Consider the following 19,058-nt stretch of genomic DNA (forward strand, 5'->3'; position numbering starts at 1 on the left):
GCTCGGCGCGATCGGCCTGTGGCTGGGCTGGCGCGCGTTGCCGCCGGTGCTGCTGGGGGCCAGCCTGATCGGGCTGGCGGCGGTGCTGGTGCTGCGCCTTGCCGGCCGGCGGGTGGCGGCGGACATGCGCGTGCCGCTGGGCACCCTGCTGGCGCTTGCCGCGATGGCGATGTGGCTGGCGCGGGCCGCCGGGATGACGCTGCTGCGATAGCATCGTTCATCGCGACGAAAGCAGTCGCGCCGCCACATCGGAATGTAATAGAGTGCCGGCGGGACTTCGGGGGTTGGTTCACAGATGCGGCTTGTTCTGGATCGGCGGGCGCGGCGACTGCTGGCGCGGCTGCCGCGGTATGACTGGTATTCGGTCGCGGAGCTGGCGCTGCTCTCGCTGCTGGCGCTGCAATGCGCCCGCCTGCTGTTGACGATCGCCACGCCCGTCGGCCCGCTGGGGGACTGGCGACCGGAGGCGGGGGCCGCGCCGCCCGCCGTCTCGATCCTGTCGGGATTCGATCCGTTCTTCCGGCTGGCCGACACGGCGGGCGCGGCGGCGGTGGTGACGGGGCTGGACCTGAAACTGTTCGGCATCCGTGCCGATCAGGCCTCCGGGCGCGGCGCGGCGATCATCGGCCTGCCCTCCGGCATGCAGTCGAGCGTGTCGGTGGGCGAGGAGATCATGGCCGGGGTGACACTGAAGGCGGTGGCGTTCGATCACGTCACCATCCTGCGCGGTGGCCGGGAAGAACAGGTGTTCCTCGACCAGTCCCAGCCGGCCACGGTGGTGACGCCGCCGCCGACGTCGGGCGGCCCGCTCGCCGGGGTCAATCCGCTGACGGTATCGCCGGGTGCGCCGGTGACGGCGGCGGCGCTGGCCGGGGCCGCCACCTTCTCCCCGCGGGTCGGCCGCAACGGGGTGGACGGCTTCTCGGTGCAGCCCAACGGCGACGGATCGGTGCTGCGCGCCACCGGCCTCCAGCCCGGCGACGTGATCGTCTCGGTCAACGGATCGCGGGTGCGCGATGCCGCCGATGCCCAGCGCATCCAGCAGCAGTTCGGCCGCAGCGGCGATGCGACCGTGATCGTGGAGCGCGGCGGGATCGAACAGTCGCTTGGCGTGAGGATCGTGCCATGAAGCGCGCGCTGATCGCCGCGCTGTTGCTGGGCGCAGCGGTGCCGGCCGCCGCGCAGCAGATGCTCAACCTGCGCGACGCCGACATCCGCGCGTTCATCCAGGACGCCTCCAAGGTGACGGGGCGCACCTTCATCATCGATCCGCGCGTGACCGGCAAGGTGTCGGTCGTCACCGACCGGGCACTGTCGCGGTCGGAATATTTCGAGCTGTTCCTCTCCACGCTGCGCGCCAACAGCCTCGTGGCGGTGCCAGCGCCGGGCGGCGCGTTCCGCATCCAGCCGGTCGATACGGCGGCCTCGCAGCCGGGGCGGGTGGGGGCGCGCGGCCAGTCGAACAACAGCTTCGTCACCGAGGTCTTCCGCCTGCGATCGATCGACGCGCAATCGGCGGTGGAGACGATCCGTCCGCTCGTCAGCCGCGAGGGATCGGTCAGCGGCAACCGCTCGGGCAACGCGGTGGTGGTGGCGGACTATGCCGACAACATCCGCCGCGTGCGCGACCTGCTTTCGCGCATCGACCGGGACAATGCCGCCACCCGCGTGATCGTGCTGAAGAATGCCGGCGCGCGCGACCTGGCGGCCTCTTTGCAGGCGCTGGTCGGCGGGGGGGCGGCCGCCGGGCAGGGCGGGCAGGCGGTGTCCGTGGTGGCGATCGACAGCTCCAACGCGATCGCGCTGCGCGGCGACCCGGCGACCGTGGCGCGGCTGGCCGGGATCGCACGCGATCTGGATACCCGCGCGGCCAGCGGCACCGAGATCCGTGTCGTGTTCCTCAACCATGCCGATGCGGCCAAGCTGCTGCCGGTGCTGCAACTGCTGGTGGGCCAGCAGGGGAGCGTCGTGCCGTCCGCCGCGCCCGCCGCCAACGCCGCCTCGATCGTGCCCGCCGGCCAGCGCGCGGTGGGCGGCGGCGCCACGCCGGAGCCGGCGGCTACACCCGCCGCCGCATCGTCGTCCGGCGGCGGGTCGGGCAATGGCCGCGCGCAGCCGGTGATCGCGCGGTACGAGGGGGCGAATGCGATCATCATCTCGGCCCCCGCCGATCTCCAGCGCACGCTGGGCGAGGTGATCCGCCAGCTCGATACGCGGCGCGAACAGGTGCTGGTCGAGGCGATCATCGTCGAGATATCGGACAGCGCCGCGCGCAACCTGGGTGTGCAGTTCCTGCTCGGCGGCCTGCCGGGGTCGGGCGTGCCGTTCGCCGCGACCAACTACAGCAATTCCGCGCCGAACATCCTGACGATCGCCGGCGCGATCGGCGCGCGCCAGCTGAACCAGACGACGACGACGGTGAACGGCAACACCACCGTGACGCAGACCAATAACGCGGTGAGCGACACGCTGGCCACGGCGGCGGTGAACTCGATCCTCGGGGCGGCGGGCGGTTTCGCCGGGTTCGCCGGCCGGCTGGGCAACGATGCGATCTTCGGCGCGATCATCAACGCGGTGAAATCGGATACGCAGTCGAACATCCTGTCCACCCCCTCGGTGATGACGCTGGACAATCAGGAGGCCAAGATCCTCGTCGGGCAGGAGATCCCGATCACCACCGGGCAGGCGCTGAGCAACAATTTCGACAACGCCTTCCGCACCGTGCAGCGCGAGAACGTGGGCGTGCAGCTGGAGGTGAAGCCGCAGATCAACGCGGGCGGCGCGATCAAGCTGTTCCTGCGGCAGGAGGTGTCGAGCATCGCCGGGCCGGTCTCGTCCGACAACAGCGATCTCATCATCAACAAGCGCGAGATCGAGACGACGGTGACGGTGGACGACGGCGAGATCATCGCGCTGGGCGGCCTGCTGGACGACAACGAGCGGCGGACGATCGAGAAGATCCCGCTGCTCGGCGACATTCCGGGGCTGGGCGAACTGTTCAAGTCGCGGTCGCGATCGCGCAACAAGACCAACCTGATGGTGTTCATCCGCCCCACCATCGTGCGCTCGGCGGACGAGGCGCGGGCGGTGGCGGCGCAACGCTACGGCTATGTGCGCGACATGCAGGCGGCGCAGCGGCCGGAGCGCGAGCCGACCATCGACGAGCTGGTGCGCGATTACATGGGCACCACCGCGCCGGGCGCGCCCGTGGCGAACGGACCGGGCGCCGACCCGGCGCCCCGGCTCGATCCGCCCGCGCGGCAGATCATCACGCCGCAGATGAAGTCCTCGACCGAGGTGATCCGGCCGGTGCCGCTGGCGCCATCGATGGTGCCGTCCCAGCCATGACGCACCGCGCGTGCCTTTACCGCGTCCGATCGTCCTGGCGGTCGGCATCGGCCGGCGCGGGACGCGACGGGGAAGGGGGCGCGTTGCGTTTCGGTGCCGGTGGGTGCGGCGGTGCGGCGGATGTCGGCGACAGCCGGGTGCGTTCCTTCGTCGGCCCGGCATGGCCGGTGACCCCCCGACACATCGCCGCACCGCTGCGTGGGCAGGTTGCGGCCGTGGCGGTGCCGGGCAGGCGGATCGGCATCCTGCCATGATCGCGCCCACATCGATCGGGCCCGACCTCAACGGGCCTGACGCGCCGCCGGCCGCGTCCCTTCCCGAAGCCCCGCCGGTGCTGCCCCTCGCCACCATTCCCTACGGTTTCGCCCGCAGGTTCGGCATGGCGGTCGTCGCGCTCGATCCGCTGACGGTGGCATGGCGCGAGGCCGCCGATCCGCGCCCGCTGTTGGAGGTGCGCCGCGTGCTCGGCCGTGCCTTCGCGGTGGAGCCGGTCAGCCCCGAGCGGTTCGACCGCATCCTTTCCGAACGCTATGCGATGGACGGGCAGGCGGCGGCGGATGCGGCCGGCTCGCTGGGGCTGGGCGACGAGCTGATGATGCTGGCGAGCGACCTGCCCTCCGCCGACGACCTGCTCGATTCGGCGGACGACGCGCCCGCCATCCGCCTCATCAACGGCATCATCGCCGATGCCGCGCGGCAGGGCGTGTCCGATATCCATATCGAGCCGTACGAGACCGGCCTCGTCGTGCGGATGCGGATCGACGGGGTGCTGCGCGAGACGCTGCGGATGCCGGCGCATGTCGCCCCGGTGGTCGTCAGCCGGGTGAAGGTGATGGCGCGGCTGGACATCGCCGAGCGCCGGGTGCCGCAGGACGGGCGCATCGGCCTGACGCTGGGCGGCAAGCTGCTCGACGTGCGCGTCTCCACGCTGCCCAGCCGCGCGGGCGAGCGGGTGGTGCTGCGCATCCTCGACAAGGACAATGCCGGCATCGATCTGGAGATGCTGGGAATGCCGCCGGCGATCGACGCCGTGTTCCGCGCCGCGCTGGCCGAGCCGAACGGCGTCGTGCTGGTCACGGGGCCGACCGGATCGGGCAAGACGACCTCGCTATATGCCGGCCTGCGCACGCTGAACGACGGCAGCCGCAACATCCTGACCGTGGAGGATCCGGTCGAATATGCGATCGACGGGGTGGGGCAGACGCAGGTGAACGCCAAGGTGGGCCTCACCTTCGCCACCGGCCTGCGCGCGATCCTGCGGCAGGATCCGGACGTGGTGATGATCGGCGAGATCCGCGACCGCGAGACGGCGGATATCGCGGTGCAGGCCTCGCTCACCGGGCATCTGGTACTCTCCACCGTCCACACCAACGATGCGCTGGGCGCGATCACGCGGATGCGCGACATGAAGGTGGAGCCGTTCCTGCTTGCCTCCACGCTGCGCGCGGTGATCGCGCAGCGGCTGGTGCGGCGGCTGTGCCCGCATTGCACCACCGCCGCGCCGGCCGGCCCGGCGGTGGCGGCACTGCTGGGGCTGGCGCCGACTGAGCCGGTCCACGCCGCGCGCGGGTGCGACAGCTGTGGCGGCAGCGGCTACAAGGGCCGCATCGGCGTGTTCGAGGCGGTGCGGATCGACGATACGATCCGCCGGATGATAAACGCCGACGCCGACGAGGACGCCATCGCCGCCCACGCCTTCGCACACACGCCCACGCTGGCGACGGCGGCGCGCGCGCTGGTGCGCGAGGGGATCACCACGCCGGAGGAAGCGGTGCGGATCACCCGGCGCGAAGGGGCGGCCGAGGCACCGACCGTCGAGGCGACCCATGCCTGAGCGTGATTGTCTCGTGTTCGATGTGGCTGGCCGGAAAGGGCGCGGTCGGCCGATCGCCGACATCGCTCGCCGATTGAGCCGGAACGGCGACGTGAGCCGCGTCTTCGCGTCGGCGGCGCGTGAGGGGATCACCATGCCCGAGGAAGCGCCGCGGATCTCCCGGCGCGAGGGCGTATCCGGGCCGGCGGTGATCGATGGCTGATTTCGACTATCTCGCGCTCGACGTCGCCGGCCGCGAGAAGCGCGGGCAGGTGAGCGCCGTCACCATCGAGGAGGCGCGCGCACGCCTGTCCGCCCGCAAACTCTACGTCGTGCGGATCGAGCCGGGCACCGGCGGCGCGCCCGCCGCCCCGGCGCTGCTCTCCCGCCGGATCACGTGGCGCAGGCGGCTGTCGGCCAAGCAACTGACGTTGTTCACCCGCCAACTCGCCACGCTGGCGCAGGTCAGCCCGCTCGAGGAGGCGCTGCGGACGATCGCGCGCCAGACCGAGCAGCCGCAGGTGGGTCAGGTGCTGGGGCAGGTCCATGCCGGCGTGGTCGAGGGGCGACGACTGTCGGAGGCGATGACGCGCGAGGCGACGAGCTTCCCGCCGCTGTACCGCGCGATGGTGGCGGCGGGCGAGGCATCGGGCACGCTGCCGTCGATCCTCGAACGACTGGCCGACCTGCAGGAACGGCAAGCCAAGGTACGCGGCAAGGTGATGACCGCGCTTGCTTATCCGATCGTGCTGGCGGTGGTGGCGATCGCGGTGGTGTTCGCGCTGATGGTGTTCGTGGTGCCGCAGGTGGTCGAGCAGTTCGATACGGTGGGGCAGACTTTGCCGCTGCTCACGCGGATCGTGATCGGCCTGTCGAACTTCCTCGTCGGCTGGTGGTGGGCGCTGGCGCTCGGCCTGATCGGCGCGGGGCTGCTGGGCTGGCGGGCGTTGCGCGATCCGGCGATCCGCCTGCGCTTCGATCGCGGGCTGCTGCGGCTGCCGTTGCTGGGCCGGCTGGTGCGCGATCTCCACGCCGCGCGTCTTTCCCGCACGCTGGCGACCATGGTGGCGAGCCGCCTGCCGCTGCTGGAAGGGCTTACGCTGACCGTCTCGACCGTGCACAACCGCGCGCTGCGGGTGGCGTCGGAGGGGCTGGTGGAGGCGATCCGGGGCGGCGGCAGCCTGTCGGCCGCGCTGCGCCGGGCCGGCGTGTTTCCGCCGCTGCTGGTGTATATGGCGGCATCGGGCGAGGCATCCGGCCAGCTCGATGCGATGCTGGAGCGTGCGGCGGATTACATGGAGCGCGAGTTCGACGCCTTCACCGCCACCGCGCTGTCGCTGCTGGAGCCGCTCATCATCGTGCTGATGGGGGGCATCGTGGCGCTGATCGTGCTGTCGATCCTGCTGCCCATCCTGCAACTCGATACGCTTGCCGGAGCCTGAGATATGAAGCTGCGCCGTCTCTTCCCTCGCGCGTCATCCCGGCGAATGCCGGGATCTCGTGCAACCAGCGACCGCCCTCTTCGACGAGATCCCGGCGTGCGCCGGGATGACGAGGGGCGGCGGCGCGCCGCCGAACATGGCTTCACACCCCCTCAGCGCGCCGCCGAACACGGCTTCACGCTGGTCGAACTGATGGTGGTGATCGTCATCATCGGGTTGCTCACCACCATCGTCGTCGTCAACGTGCTGCCCAGCCAGGACAAGGCGCGGGTGGAAAAGGCCAAGGCGGATATCGCGCTGCTGGAGCAGGCGGCCGAGATGTACCGGCTGGACAATCTTGCCTACCCCTCGTCCGGCGACGGCTTGCAGGCGCTCGTCAGCGCGCCGGCGGGGGCGGAAGGGCGCTATCGCCCGGGCGGCTACATCCGCAAGCTGCCCGAGGATCCATGGGGCAACCCCTATCATTATGCCGCGCCGGGCAAGCATGGTGCGGTCGACATCTACAGCTATGGCGCGGACGGGCGCGAGGGCGGCGAAGGCAACGATGCCGACATCGGCAACTGGAAATAGGCGGACCAGCCTTCCCGACCTGCGGCGACGCGCCGGCGGGCGCCTCGCCGGGCATCGCCACGCGGCCGGCACTTTGATTCCGTGCGCCCCTGCCGGCCTAGCGGCGCGACGCCCCGCCCGGCACGGCCTTGCCTTCCGGCGACGCGCCGCCGAGCACGGCTCCGCATTCTCGAAACGTTCCGCCGAGCACGGCTTCGCATTCCTGAAACATTCCGCCGAACACGGCTTCACGCTGGTCGAGCTGATGGTGGTACTGGCGATCATCGGCATCGTCTCCGGTGCGGTGGTGCTGGCGATGCCCGATCCGCGCGGCGATCTGCGCCACGATGCCGAGCGGTTCGCCGCTCGCGCGCGCGCCGCGCAGGACAAGGCGGTGATCGAGGCGAGCGACATCGGCCTGCTCGTGTCCAGCGACGGCTACGGTTTCGAGCGGCGCGACCATGGCCGCTGGCGGCTGCTCACCGAAAAGCCGTTCGAGCAGCGCCGCTGGGCGCAGGGCGCCACCGCGCTGGTAGGCGAGGCGGGGCAGGCGCGCGCGCTGTTCGACCCGACCGGCATCGTCGAGCCACTGGACGTGACGCTGGTGCGCGATGCGACGCGGGTGCGCGTGCGGATCGGCGCGGACGGGACGATCGATGTCACGGGCTGACCTTTCCCCGAGCGCAGTCGAGGGCGCGCGCGCGGGGCGGGTGTCTCGACTTCGCTCGACACAGGGGCAGCGGCAATCAGGCTTCACGCTGATCGAGATGATGGTCGCGCTCGCCATCTTCAGCCTCGCCGCGCTGGCGCTGCTGCGGCTGGAAGGGGCGACGGTGGCGCAGACCGCCATCTTGGCCGATCGCACGATCGGCCAGATCGTCGCGCGCAACATCGCCGTGGAGGCGCTGACCGAGCGCGACGCCCCGCCGCGCGGCATCCTGACCGGCCAGGAACGGAACGCCGGGCGGACCTGGCTGTGGGTCCGCACCGTCACCCCCACGCCCGATCCGCGCGTGCGGCGGATCGACGTGTCCGTATCGGATGCCGCCGGCCAGCGCGCGGGCATGCTCACCGTGTTCCGGCTGTCGCTGACGTGAGGCGGGGGGATGCTCCGCCGTCGTCGTGCCGGCGCCGGGGCAGCGCGATCGAGGGGCGAGTGGTGAGCCGAGGGCGTGCCCTCTTGGCTGGTCGGTCCCCCGCCCATCATGGTCTTATCCGCTCGCATTCCGCCGAACACGGCTTCGCGTCTCGGCGTTACGCCGAACACGGCTTCACGTTGGTCGAACTGGTCGTCGCGCTGTTCGTCTTCGGGCTGCTCGCCTCGGCAGGCGTCGCGCTGCTCGGGTTCAGCGCGCGGGCGCAGGGGGCGGTGGCGGCGCGGCTGGACGAGATCGCCGCGATCCGCCGCGTTTCCGCGCTGATGACCGCCGATCTGGCGCAGGCGATCCCGCGCACCAGCCGCTCGGCCAGCGGCGCGCAGGAGGTGGCGTTCTTCGGCACGGCGGGGGGCACGTCCGATCCGGCTCTGGCCTTCATCCGGCGCGGATGGGAAAATCCGGGCGAACTGCCGCGCGCCTCGTTGCAGAAGGTGCAGTACCGGCTGGTGGACGACCGGCTCGAACGCCGCGTCGCGCCGATGCTCGACGGCGCCGACCCCGGCCCGCCCGCCACCATCGTACGCGGGGTGAAATCGATGACGCTGCGCTACCGCCTCGGCGGCGAGTGGCGCGATCGCTGGGATGCGACGCGCGCCGACGCGCTGCCCCGCGCGGTGGAGATGGTGCTCGATATCGACGGCATCGGCACCGTCCGCCAGGTCTTCCAGACCGGAACCGGCCTGTGAGGGTTCCCCCCGGCGAGCGTGGCGCGGCGCTGCTGGCGGTGCTGCTGCTGGTGGCGATCATGGCGGCGATCTCGGTGCTGGCGCTGGAGAAGCTGCGCCTCGCCACCAGCCTCGCCACCAACGGCGCGGCGCTCGATCAGGCACGCGCCTATGCCTTCGGCGCGGAGGCGCTGGCGCTGACGAAGGTGGGCCTGCTCGATGGCCGCGCGACCGGCACCACCACGCTGGCGGGCGGCTGGAACGGGCGCGTCACGCGGCTGCCGATCCCAAACGGCCTCGCCTCGATCCGCCTGCGCGACGGCGGCAACTGCTTCAACCTCAACAGCCTGGCGAGCGGCGTGGCGGCGGCGCAGCTGACGGTGCGGCCGGCCGGCGTCACCCAGTTCCTCGCGCTCTCGCGGCTGGTCGGCATCGCCGAGCCGGATGCGCGGCGGGTGGCGGCGGGGCTGGCCGACTGGCTGGACGCGAACAGCGTGCCCCTGCCCGACGGCGCAGAGGACAGCGCCTATCTGCGCGCGCAGCACCCCTATCGCACCGCCAACAATCTGCTGGCCGAGGTGAGCGAGCTGCGCGCCGTCTCGGGCGTGACGCGCGACATCTATCGCGCGTTGCGGCCGTGGGTGTGTGCGCTGCCGACGACCGATCTGTCGCCGCTGAACGTCAACACGCTGCTGCCCGAACAGGCGCCGCTGGTGGCGATGCTGCTGCCCGGCCTGCTCGATGTGGAGCGCGCCCGCCAGATGATCGTCCGCCGTCCGGCCGCCGGGTGGGAGAGCGTGTCCGCCTTCTGGGCCGAGCCGGCGCTGTCCGGCGTGACCCCGCAGGGCGAGGTGCTGGGCCAGCCGCAGGTCCGCACGCGCTGGTTCGCGCTCGATCTTGACGTGGAACTGGGTGGCGCGCAGGTGAACGAGACGGCCCTGATCGACGGGGCGCTGACGCCGGCGAAGCTCGTCGTGCGACGCTGGGGGATCGACGAATGAACCGGCACCGGCGGGCGGATCGCGGAGGCGCATGAGCGACGCCTTCCTCCTGCTGTTCATGGCCGATGGCGTGGCGCCGCCGCGCGGCTGGCTGCGGCTGCGGGAGGGGGCCGTCGTGGCGCGCGCCGGGGCCGGCGCGATCCCGTCGCCGGCCGGCGATGTCGAGAACGAGCGCATCGTGCTGGTGGTGCCGGGCGAGGACGTGGTGATCCACTGGATCGAACTGCCCGCGCTCGCCCCCGCGCAGGCCGCCGCCGCCGCCCGGCTGATGGCGGGCGAGGTGAGCGCGATGCCGCCCGAGCGGCTGCACGTGGCGCTGGGGGCGGCCACCGGGCCGTCTCGCGCGATGGCGCTCGTCTCGGTCGAGCGGATGGCGGCATGGCTGGTACAGGCGCAGGCGCTGGGCCTCGATCCCGATCGCATCGTGCCCGAACCGCTGCTGCTGTTGCCGCCCGAGGCCGGGGTGGTGCGCTGGACGCGAGACGGGCTGCACCTGCTGCGCGGCGATACGGTGGCGCTGGCGGCCGAGCCGGACCTCGCCGCGCTGCTGGTGACGGAGCCGCCGGTGCCGGTGGACGACGCCACGGTGGAGGCGGACCTCGCCACCGCCCTCGGCCGACTGCCGCTCGACCTGCGGCAGGGGCCGTTCGCGCGGCGCCGGCGCTGGCGGACGGACTGGGCGCTCGTGCGGCGGCTGGCGGCGCTGGGCGGGCTGATGCTGCTGGCGGTGCTGGCCGTGCAACTGGTGCTGATCCTGAAATACAGCCTCGCCGCCGACCGGCTGGAGCGGGAACTGGCGACGGTGGCGCGGGCCGCGTTGCCGCGTGTCGCCACGATCACCGATCCGCCGCAGCAGCTGGCCGGGCGGCTGGCCGAATTGCGCGGATCGGGCGCGGGGTTCAGCGCCAGCGCCGCCGTGGTGTTCGCCGCCGTGCGCGATACCGCCAACGTGGAGCTGGCGGCGCTTTCGTTCGACGATCAGGGCGTGCTGCGTGCCACCGCCACCGCCGCCAATCCTGCCGACATCGCGGCGCTCGCCCGGCGGATCGAGGCGGGCGGCTTTGCGGTGGAGAGCGGCGACGTGCGCCCCGGCGGCGGCCGCCAGATCGCCGAGCTGACGGTGCGGAGCCGATGATGACGCAGGTGCGGCTATGGTGGCGCCTGCGTTCGCCGCGTGAGCAGCGGATGCTGCTGGTGATGGCGGCGCTGGTCGGGATCACGCTGGCATGGCTGCTGGTGGTGCGCCCGGTGGACGACGGTCTGGCCGACGTGCGCGCCCGCCACGCCCGCGCCGTGCTCGATCTGGCCGCCGCGCGCGGGCAGGCGGAGCGCATCGCCGATCTGGAGAAGCGCGGTCCGCCGCCGCCCGAGGCACCGCTTGCCACCGCGATCGGCCAGCGCGCCGCCGCGGCGGGGTTCGCCACCGCGCGGATCATCCCCGATGGGGCGAACCGGGTTTCGGTCGCGATCGACGCGGCGCGCGCACAGGCGCTGTTCGGCTGGATCGCCGACCTGGAACGCCGCGACGGGCTGATCGTGGAGCGGCTGACCGCGCGTACCAACAGCGACGCCACGCTCGCCGCCGAGGCGACGTTGCGCCTGAGGAGCCGGTGATGCGCGTGCGGATGCCGATCGGGCGCAGCCTGTTCTTCGTTTCCGCGCTGGCACTGAGCCTTTTGCTGCTGCTGCCGTTGCGACTGGTGGCGGACTGGCTCGATGTGTCGGCGCTGGGGCTGTCGGCGCGCGAGGCGAGGGGCAGCGTGTGGTTCGGCCGGCTGGCCGAGGCGCGCATCGCCGGCGCGCCGTTGGGCGATCTGTCCGCCCGGCTCGATCCGCTGCCGCTGCTGGCGGGGCGCGCCCGCGTGGATCTGGCGCGCGAGGGGGATACGGCCGATCCTCTGGCCGGTGCCGTCACCGTCTCGCGTCATGGCATCGGGCTTGGCAACGTGACCGCGCGGGTGCCGCTGGGCCAGCGGTTCGCGCCGCTGCCACTGGCGGCGATCGAACTGGGGGGCGTCAGCGTCTCGTTCCATGACGGGCTGTGCGACCGGGCCGACGGGCTGGTGAAGGCGCGGATCGAGGGCGCGCCCGCCGCGCTGGCGCTGCCCGGCGGGTTGAGCGGGGCGGTGCGCTGCGACGGCGGCGCGCTGCTGCTGCCGCTGGTCGGGCAGAGCGGGATGGAGCGGCTGACCCTGCGCATCGCCGCCGATGGCGCCTACCGCGCCGATCTCGCGATCCGCCCGACCACGATCGCGGCGCGCGATGCGCTGGCGGCGGCGGGCCTTGCCCCGGTGGCGGGGGGCTATGGCCTGACCGTGACGGGGCGGTGGTGAGGCGGGCGGGGCATATCGTCGCGCGTCGGGTGGCACGCGGCCTGCCGATCGTGACGCTGCTGCTGGCGTCCGCCGGTTGCGGCGGCGGGGGCGCCCGGCCTGTGGCCGCAGCGGCGGTATCGGATGGCATCCCGCTCGGTGCCTTGCCGCGACAGGCGCTGGGAACGGGGCAATGCGGGCTGTTCTTGTGGAAGCCTGGAGCTGGCGCGCGGCTGGTGCTGATGGCGAAATCCGGCCCGCCGCCGTTCGCCCGCCTGATCCTCGACGGCCGCACGCTCGATCTGCCGCGCCTCGGCGGGGATGCGCCGGCCGATGCCACCGCCGATGTCACCCCCCGCTACGGCGATGGACAAACCACCGCCGCGCTGGACCTGACAATCGAGCCGCGCCGGGGGTTGAGCGACGGTGCCGTGGCACACGGATCGCTGCGGATCGAACGGGCGGGGGGCGAGGGCTTCGTCGTGCCGGTGTCGGGTCTGCTGGGTTGTGGCTGAGACGAACGGGAGTCGATCGACGGGCTGGCGAAACGGCACAAACCGCGTTTAATAAGGGGGACGATCCCCGTGCCGGCACGAGTCGCGGGGGATGCTTTGCGAGCGATCGACGAAGCCGTGACGCTGAATGCGAAAAGGTGCCGATATGCTGGTCGTGATTTATGCGCCGCCCGATGCGCGTGCGATGGGCCCGGTCGCAGTGTTCGAGCTGCTGGCTGCTGCTAACACATTGACGACGGCGAACCCGCGCTACGAGGTGCGGCTGGTGACCGACCGGGCCGAGCCGCTGCCGACCACCTCCGGCGCGCGGCTGATGCCGGACATGGCGATCGGCGACTGCACGATGCAGGCCGACATGCTGATCGTCGCGGCGGGGCGCGATCAGGCGACCGCCCCCGATCCGGCGGTGGTGGAGTGGCTGCGCGGGCAGGTGCGCGGAGCTCAGCGCTATGGCTCGATCGGTAACGGCGCCTTCTATCTCGGGGCGGCCGGCCTGCTGGATGGCAAGCGGGTGGCGGTACATCAGGAACATGCCGATGCGCTGGTGGCCCGCTTCCCGGCGGCGCTGGTGGAGCGCGACAGCATCTACGTGCGCGACGACGGGCTGTTCAGCTGCGCCGGCGGCATGGCGACCGCCGACCTGCTGCTGGCGCTGATCGAGGAAGATCATGGCCGCGAGGTGGCGCTTCGGCTGGCGCGGCGGTTCGTGATGTTCATGAAACGATCGGGCGGGCAGGCGCAGGTGAGCAACCTTCTCTCCACCCAGACGGCCACGCGCGATCCGATCCAGCGCGTGCAGCAGCATATCTACGACAACCCGACCGGCGATCTGTCGGTCGCCGCGCTGGCGGCGGTGGCGGCGATGAGCCCGCGCAACTTCACCCGCGTGTTCCGGCAGCAGACCGGGCTGCGGCCGACCGACTTCATCGAGCGAGGGCGGGTAAACTTCGCCAAGCATCTGATGGAGGAGAGCGCCTATTCGCCGCAGCAGATCGCCCGGCTGGCGGGGTTTTCCGGCTCGGAGGCGGCGCGGCGTGCCTTCCGCCGGCAGACGGGCGAGACGATGAACGACTATCGCGCCACCCTGCCGCCCCGCGCGCCGGAGCCGAACCGGGGCTGACCGGTCGGGGATCGTACCGGACAGGATAAAGGCCCGTATCGAAGGGCGAACCTTCGATACGGGCCTTTATCATCCCCGAGGCGCCCCGCGCCCCGGCGCGACCGACTTACCGGCCGCCGGTGCGGCGCACGGTGCCGGCGTGCTTGCCGACGGCACCGTTGTTGCCACGACGGCGCGGCGCATAGGTACGCTCGCCGGGTGCGCGATCGCCGCTGCGGTGGCCGCCGCGATCGCCTTCGCGGCGCGCTGGGCGTTCGTCCACGGTCGGCTTGGGCAGCTTGGCCTTCTCCGCCAGGAAGTTTTCCGGCAGCGGCACGACGTCCAGCTTCACCTTCGTCAGCTTCTCGATGCTGCGCAGGTACGGCTTTTCATCGTCCGCCACGAAGGCGATGGCGATGCCGCTCGCCCCGGCGCGCGCGGTGCGGCCGATGCGGTGGACATACTGTTCCGCCACGTTCGGCAGCTCGAAGTTGAACACGTGGCTCACGCCGCCTACGTCGATGCCGCGCGCGGCGATATCGGTAGCGACGAGGATCTTGATCTCGCCGGTGCGGAACATGCCGAGCGCGCGTTCGCGCTGCGGCTGGCTCTTGTTGCCGTGGATCGCCATCGCGGCGATGCCGGCGGCGTTCAGGTTCTTCACGATCCGGTCCGCGCCATGCTTGGTACGCGAAAACACGAGCGCGCGTTCGATCGGCTCGGAACGCAGCTTCATCGTCAGCAGCGCCTGCTTCTCACCGGCGTTGCAGAAGGTGACGAACTGCTCGACCCGCTCGGCGGTGGTGGCGGCGGGCGCCACCGACACCTTGATCGGATCGGTGAGGAAGCGATCGCCCAGCTCGGCGATCGCCTTGGGCATGGTGGCCGAGAAGAACAGGCTCTGGCGCTTCTTCGGCAGCATCGTGTCGATGCGCTTCAGGGCGTGGATGAAGCCGAGGTCGAGCATCTGGTCGGCTTCGTCGAGCACGAAGATCTCGACATGTTTCAGGCTCAGCGCACGCTGGTCGATCAGGTCGAGCAGACGGCCGGGGGTGGCGACGAGGATGTCGACGCCGCCGGAAAGCTGGCGGATCTGCTTGCCGATCGGCACGCCGCCGAAGACGGTGGCGACCGTGAGGCGGAGGAACTTGCCATAGTCGACGAACGACTGGGCGATCTGGCTGGCCAGCTCGCGCGTCGGCGACAGGATGAGCATCCGGCAGCCGCCCGGCGGGCGATGCTTGAGATTGTCGCTGAGGTAATGGAGCGAGGGCAGCGCGAAGGCGGCCGTCTTGCCGGTGCCGGTCTGCGCGATGCCGCACAGGTCGCGGCCCTGCAACAGCGAGGGGATGGCCTGTACCTGGATCGGCGTCGGCACGTCATAGCCCTTGGCGGCAAGCGCGCGCTGGATCGGCTCGGCCAGGCCGAGGTCGGAGAATTTGGTCATGAAAATCTTTCGCGGATATGCGTTCGGCGCGGCATCCGGGAAAAGGGTGCGCCGCCGAGCGGGTTCGTATGTGACGACCCGCGTGAATGGGGAAGCCCTGGGCTTGGTGGCGTCCGAGGGTAGAGCCGGCCCGCCATGTGGAGGCGACGGGAGATCACGCTGCTCAGGTCCGGATGATCGCACGGATGCGGCATCGACGCTGGCGGCCATATGGCAGAAACCCCTGCCCGGCGCAAGGGGCGATGTGCGCCGATCAAGCCTCTTGATCTGCCTTCCCGCGCGCGCCACATGCGGGCCATGCTGATAGAAACCGAAACCACGCCGAACCCGGCCACCCTGAAGTTCCTGCCGGGGCAGGTGGTGATGGCCAGCGGCACGCGCGACTTCGCCGACCCGGAGGAGGCCGACGCCTCGCCGCTGGCGGCCGCGCTGTTCAGCCTGGGTGACGTGACCGGCGTGTTCTTCGGCCGCGACTTCGTGTCCGTCACGATTGCGCCCGGTGGGGACTGGGCCGATGCCCGGCCACAGGTGCTCGGCATCCTGCTCGATCATTTCTCCAGCGCGGCGCCGTTGTTCAATGCCGCGAGCGCCGCCGGAATCAACATCCCGGCCGACGTGAACGACGATCCCGCCGACGCCGACATCGTCGAGCAGATCAAGGATCTGATCGAAACGCGGGTGCGCCCGGCGGTGGCGCGTGACGGTGGCGACATCGTGTATCGCGGGTTCGACAAGGGCACCGTCTATCTGGCGATGCACGGTGCATGCGCCGGCTGCCCGTCGTCGTCCGCCACGCTGAAGCAGGGCATCGAGACGCTGCTCAAGCATTATGTGCCCGAAGTGACGGAAGTCCGCGCGGCCTGATCCCCTTCATCCCCTGCCAAGGCACCGAACGTATGGCGATATTGTCCGACGAAGGTCTCGACCTGATCTTCCGCAAGGCCCGCAGCTACAACGGATATCAGGACCGGCCCGTCTCGCCGCACCAGTTGCGCGCGATCTGGGACCTGATGAAGTGGGGGCCGACATCGGCCAACATGCTGCCCGCGCGGATCGTATGGTGCGTCAGCGACGAGTCGAGGGCGAAGCTGGCCGCGCTGTCTTCCGGCACCAATGGGCCGAAGATATTGCAGGCGCCGGTCACGGCGATCATCGCGTCCGACTTCGAATTCTACGATCAGCTGCCCAAAACCTTCCCGCATACCGATGCGCGTAGCTGGTTCATGCTGCCGGACGGCACGCCCAACGCGCCTTCGGTGGAGGATGCCGCATTCCGCAACAGCACGTTGCAGGGCGCCTATTTCATCATCGCGGCGCGTGCGCTGGGGCTGGATACCGGGCCGATGTCCGGTATCGACAAGGCGGCGATCGATGCCGAGTTCTTCGCCGGCACCGCCTATCGCACCAATTTCGTCTCGACGCTGGGCTATGGTGATCCGGCGACGATCTTCGAGCGGCTGCCCCGGCTCGATTTCGACGAGGTCAACCGGATCGTCTGAGGCGGCCCGTGGAACTGGTCATCGATACGGCGACGGCCGCCTGCTCGGTCGCGCTGATCGATGACGGTCGGATCGTGGCGGAACGCCACGAGGTCGTCGGGCGCGGCCACGCCGAGCGGCTGGTGCCGCAGATCGCCGAGCTGACGGAAGCGACACCGGCCTGCACGCTGGTGCGGGTCGACTGCGGTCCGGGCAGCTTTACCGGCGTGCGCGTCGGGCTGGCGGCGGCGCGTGCGCTGGGGCTGGCGTGGGGCGTGCCGGTGCGTGGCTATACATCCACCGCCTTGCTCGCCGTCAGTGCCTTCGCGCGCGAGGACGCGCTCGATGCCGTCTGCGTGGCGCTGATCGGGGGGCATGGCGAGATGTTCGTCCAGCGGTTTGCGCGTTCTCCGTTCGCCGCCATCACCCCGCTGGCCTCGCTGTTACCCGCCGATGCGGCGCTCTCGCCCGAGCCGCTCGTGATCGGTTCCGCCGCCGCCGCGCTGGTCGCCGCACGGGGGTGGGGCGAGGCGCGCGAGGATCTGCCGCGCGCCGCCGATGCGCGATTGCTGCCCCCGCCGTGGGGCGATCTGCCGCCCAGCCCGATCTACGGCCGCGCGCCCGATGCCAAGCTGCCCGGTGCGGCATGAGCGGGGGGACGGACGACGGACGCGCCGACAGCGATCTGGCGATCACCCCGGCGCTGGCGGGTGACATCGACCCGGTGATGACGGTGATGGCCGACGCCTTCGATCCGGCTTTCGGCGAGGCATGGAACGCGGCGCAGTGCCTCGGCATCCTGAACCTGCCCGGTGTGTGGATGCTGCTGGCGCGCCACGGGGGGCAGCCTGCCGGCTTCGCGCTGGCCCGCATCGTGCTGGACGAGGCCGAACTGCTGCTGATCGGGGTGCGCCCGGCCTTCCGGCGCCACGGCATCGGATCGGCCCTGCTCGACCGGGTGAAACAGGAGGCGCAGGCGCGGGGCGGTGCCCGGCTTCACCTGGAGGTGCGTGACGGCAATCCGGCGCTGCACCTTTACCATCAGCGCGGTTTCGCCCGGACCGGCTGCCGCCCCGGCTACTATCGGGGCGCCGACGGGCGGTCGTTCGACGCGCTTAGCCTGTCGACCGGGCTTGATCCCGCAACGGCCTGAACATTCGGCGCCCCTTTGCGCTTGTAAAACCAAAATGGACCAAACATGAGGGCGCGAGCGCGGCCCTTCCGATCGCGCCGATAATAGCAACAGGGTTCGCACTCATGCCAGACGCAACGATACAAGCCGAATCACTCATGGCGCTTACTGCCGATATCGTCTCTGCCCACGTCAGCAACAACACCGTTACGGTGGGCGACATACCTCTGTTGATCCGGAACGTGCATCAGGCGCTCAACGGTCTGGGCGGCGAGACGGAGAAGGTGGCGCAGCAGGAGCCGGCGGTTTCGATCCGTTCGTCGATCAAGGGCGAGTATATCGTCTGCCTCGAGGACGGCAAGAGGCTCAAGATGCTCAAGCGCCACCTGATGACGCATTATCAGATGACGCCGGAACAGTATCGCGCCAAGTGGAAACTGCCCGCCGACTATCCGATGGTCGCGCCCAACTATGCCGAGCAGCGTCGCGCGCTCGCCAAGAAGATCGGCCTCGGCACCCAGCGCCGCCGCTCCTGACGCCTCCGCCGGTACGGCATGGCCGTGCCGGCGGCCGCCGGACGCAAATAACCCGCGAAGCGCCTTTTCGCGGGTGCGGAAAATGACTAGGCCTGCCCCATCCGGCGCCCCTGGCGCCCCAGCGGATAGGAAAATCATGCCGCGCAAGATCGACGTAGAGGCGCTGTGCGCCGAAAAGGGCCTGCGCATCACCGAGCAGCGGCGCGTGATCGCCCGCGTGCTCTCGACCGCCGAGGATCATCCGGACGTGGAGGCGCTGCACGCGCGTGCCGCCGCGATCGATCCCGGCATCTCGATCGCCACCGTCTATCGCACGGTGCGCCTGTTCGAGGAGGCCGGCATTCTCGAACGGCACGATTTCGGCGATGGCCGCGCGCGGTACGAGGCGGCGGCCGATGCCCACCACGACCATCTGATCGACGTGGAGACCGGCCGCGTGATCGAGTTCGTCGACCCGGAGCTTGAGGAACTGCAGCGTCGCATCGCGGCGAAGCTGGGCTTCCGTCTGGTCGATCACCGGATGGAATTGTACGGCGTCGCGATCGATCGGCCGGTCTGAGGCGG

Annotated in this window: 22 protein-coding genes and 1 pseudogene; 22 read left to right on the forward strand and 1 reads right to left on the reverse strand. The window is 70.9% G+C overall.

Annotated features, from left to right (window positions below; all coding sequences use genetic code 11):
• The 16 genes and pseudogenes from FOY91_RS10285 to FOY91_RS10355 form a co-directional block, all read left to right on the forward strand.
• Nucleotides 1–211, forward strand: a pseudogene (locus tag FOY91_RS10285) (prepilin peptidase); the annotation flags it as partial.
• Nucleotides 212–295: 84 nt separating this feature from the next.
• On the forward strand, nucleotides 296–1,129 hold the full coding sequence (locus FOY91_RS10290; RefSeq protein WP_145151014.1) for a type II secretion system protein N: 834 nt from the start codon (nucleotides 296–298) through the stop codon (nucleotides 1,127–1,129).
• Nucleotides 1,126–3,348 carry a type II secretion system secretin GspD gene (gene gspD / locus FOY91_RS10295; protein ID WP_145151017.1) on the forward strand — a complete coding sequence of 741 codons (2,223 nt, stop codon included), beginning with the start codon at nucleotides 1,126–1,128 and terminating at the stop codon, nucleotides 3,346–3,348. The genes FOY91_RS10290 and gspD overlap by 4 nt, the downstream gene beginning before the upstream one ends.
• An 83-nt stretch (nucleotides 3,349–3,431) precedes the next feature.
• The gene (locus FOY91_RS21675; protein ID WP_162527200.1) at nucleotides 3,432–3,602 is read left to right on the forward strand and encodes a hypothetical protein; all 171 of its coding nucleotides are present in this window, start codon (nucleotides 3,432–3,434) and stop codon (nucleotides 3,600–3,602) included.
• Nucleotides 3,599–5,182 (forward strand): GspE/PulE family protein, encoded by a 1,584-nt coding sequence (locus FOY91_RS10300; protein ID WP_145151021.1) that lies wholly within the window; start codon nucleotides 3,599–3,601, stop codon nucleotides 5,180–5,182. Before FOY91_RS21675 ends, FOY91_RS10300 begins: the two co-directional genes overlap by 4 nt.
• A 194-nt stretch (nucleotides 5,183–5,376) precedes the next feature.
• A complete protein-coding gene (gspF, locus tag FOY91_RS10305) occupies nucleotides 5,377–6,603 on the forward strand; it encodes a type II secretion system inner membrane protein GspF (RefSeq protein ID WP_145151024.1) in 1,227 nt (408 codons plus the stop codon).
• A gap of 96 nt (nucleotides 6,604–6,699) precedes the next feature.
• A complete protein-coding gene (gene gspG, locus FOY91_RS10310) occupies nucleotides 6,700–7,173 on the forward strand; it encodes a type II secretion system major pseudopilin GspG (RefSeq protein ID WP_275265947.1) in 474 nt (157 codons plus the stop codon).
• Nucleotides 7,148–7,822 carry a type II secretion system minor pseudopilin GspH gene (gspH, locus tag FOY91_RS10315; protein WP_145151031.1) on the forward strand — a complete coding sequence of 225 codons (675 nt, stop codon included), beginning with the start codon at nucleotides 7,148–7,150 and terminating at the stop codon, nucleotides 7,820–7,822. Before gspG ends, gspH begins: the two co-directional genes overlap by 26 nt.
• Nucleotides 7,809–8,249: a type II secretion system minor pseudopilin GspI gene (gene gspI / locus FOY91_RS10320; protein WP_145151035.1), complete on the forward strand. Its 441-nt coding sequence runs from the start codon at nucleotides 7,809–7,811 to the stop codon at nucleotides 8,247–8,249. The genes gspH and gspI overlap by 14 nt, the downstream gene beginning before the upstream one ends.
• A gap of 62 nt (nucleotides 8,250–8,311) precedes the next feature.
• Nucleotides 8,312–8,995, forward strand: coding sequence for a type II secretion system minor pseudopilin GspJ (gspJ, locus tag FOY91_RS10325; RefSeq protein ID WP_203234538.1), 684 nt, complete (start codon nucleotides 8,312–8,314; stop codon nucleotides 8,993–8,995).
• Complete coding sequence (gene gspK, locus FOY91_RS10330; protein WP_238995432.1) at nucleotides 8,992–9,975, forward strand: type II secretion system minor pseudopilin GspK; 984 nt, start codon at nucleotides 8,992–8,994, stop codon at nucleotides 9,973–9,975. The genes gspJ and gspK overlap by 4 nt, the downstream gene beginning before the upstream one ends.
• 31 nt (nucleotides 9,976–10,006) lie before the next feature.
• Nucleotides 10,007–11,110, forward strand: coding sequence for a type II secretion system protein GspL (gene gspL / locus FOY91_RS10335; RefSeq protein WP_145151038.1), 1,104 nt, complete (start codon nucleotides 10,007–10,009; stop codon nucleotides 11,108–11,110).
• Nucleotides 11,110–11,589: a type II secretion system protein M gene (locus FOY91_RS10340; RefSeq protein WP_238995435.1), complete on the forward strand. Its 480-nt coding sequence runs from the start codon at nucleotides 11,110–11,112 to the stop codon at nucleotides 11,587–11,589. The genes gspL and FOY91_RS10340 overlap by 1 nt, the downstream gene beginning before the upstream one ends.
• Nucleotides 11,589–12,308: a type II secretion system protein N gene (gspN, locus tag FOY91_RS10345; protein ID WP_162527203.1), complete on the forward strand. Its 720-nt coding sequence runs from the start codon at nucleotides 11,589–11,591 to the stop codon at nucleotides 12,306–12,308. The genes FOY91_RS10340 and gspN overlap by 1 nt, the downstream gene beginning before the upstream one ends.
• A complete protein-coding gene (locus tag FOY91_RS10350) occupies nucleotides 12,305–12,802 on the forward strand; it encodes a hypothetical protein (protein ID WP_238995445.1) in 498 nt (165 codons plus the stop codon). Before gspN ends, FOY91_RS10350 begins: the two co-directional genes overlap by 4 nt.
• A 145-nt stretch (nucleotides 12,803–12,947) precedes the next feature.
• Nucleotides 12,948–13,922, forward strand: a complete 975-nt coding sequence (locus tag FOY91_RS10355; protein ID WP_162527204.1) for a GlxA family transcriptional regulator — start codon at nucleotides 12,948–12,950, stop codon at nucleotides 13,920–13,922.
• A gap of 106 nt (nucleotides 13,923–14,028) precedes the next feature.
• Here the strand turns inward: FOY91_RS10355 and FOY91_RS10360 are convergent, their stop codons facing one another.
• Nucleotides 14,029–15,348, reverse strand: a complete 1,320-nt coding sequence (locus tag FOY91_RS10360) for a DEAD/DEAH box helicase (RefSeq protein WP_145151049.1) — start codon at nucleotides 15,346–15,348, stop codon at nucleotides 14,029–14,031.
• A 297-nt stretch (nucleotides 15,349–15,645) separates the two neighbouring features.
• Between FOY91_RS10360 and FOY91_RS10365 the strand changes: the two genes are divergently transcribed.
• From FOY91_RS10365 to FOY91_RS10390, 6 genes are all read left to right on the forward strand, one after another.
• On the forward strand, nucleotides 15,646–16,212 hold the full coding sequence (locus tag FOY91_RS10365) for a NifU family protein (RefSeq protein WP_145151052.1): 567 nt from the start codon (nucleotides 15,646–15,648) through the stop codon (nucleotides 16,210–16,212).
• A gap of 32 nt (nucleotides 16,213–16,244) precedes the next feature.
• Complete coding sequence (locus FOY91_RS10370) at nucleotides 16,245–16,847, forward strand: malonic semialdehyde reductase (RefSeq protein WP_145151054.1); 603 nt, start codon at nucleotides 16,245–16,247, stop codon at nucleotides 16,845–16,847.
• An 8-nt stretch (nucleotides 16,848–16,855) separates the two neighbouring features.
• Nucleotides 16,856–17,476, forward strand: a complete 621-nt coding sequence (gene tsaB / locus FOY91_RS10375) for a tRNA (adenosine(37)-N6)-threonylcarbamoyltransferase complex dimerization subunit type 1 TsaB (protein ID WP_145151059.1) — start codon at nucleotides 16,856–16,858, stop codon at nucleotides 17,474–17,476.
• Nucleotides 17,473–17,979, forward strand: coding sequence for a GNAT family N-acetyltransferase (locus tag FOY91_RS10380; protein WP_145151062.1), 507 nt, complete (start codon nucleotides 17,473–17,475; stop codon nucleotides 17,977–17,979). The genes tsaB and FOY91_RS10380 overlap by 4 nt, the downstream gene beginning before the upstream one ends.
• A gap of 104 nt (nucleotides 17,980–18,083) precedes the next feature.
• On the forward strand, nucleotides 18,084–18,494 hold the full coding sequence (locus FOY91_RS10385; protein WP_145151065.1) for a Ros/MucR family transcriptional regulator: 411 nt from the start codon (nucleotides 18,084–18,086) through the stop codon (nucleotides 18,492–18,494).
• Nucleotides 18,495–18,630: 136 nt separating this feature from the next.
• Nucleotides 18,631–19,053, forward strand: coding sequence for a Fur family transcriptional regulator (locus FOY91_RS10390; RefSeq protein ID WP_145151069.1), 423 nt, complete (start codon nucleotides 18,631–18,633; stop codon nucleotides 19,051–19,053).
• Nucleotides 19,054–19,058 lie beyond the last annotated feature (5 nt).

Origin of the sequence: Alterirhizorhabdus solaris, from assembly GCF_007785815.1 — a bacterium.
GTDB classification, from domain to species: domain Bacteria; phylum Pseudomonadota; class Alphaproteobacteria; order Sphingomonadales; family Sphingomonadaceae; genus Alterirhizorhabdus; species Alterirhizorhabdus solaris.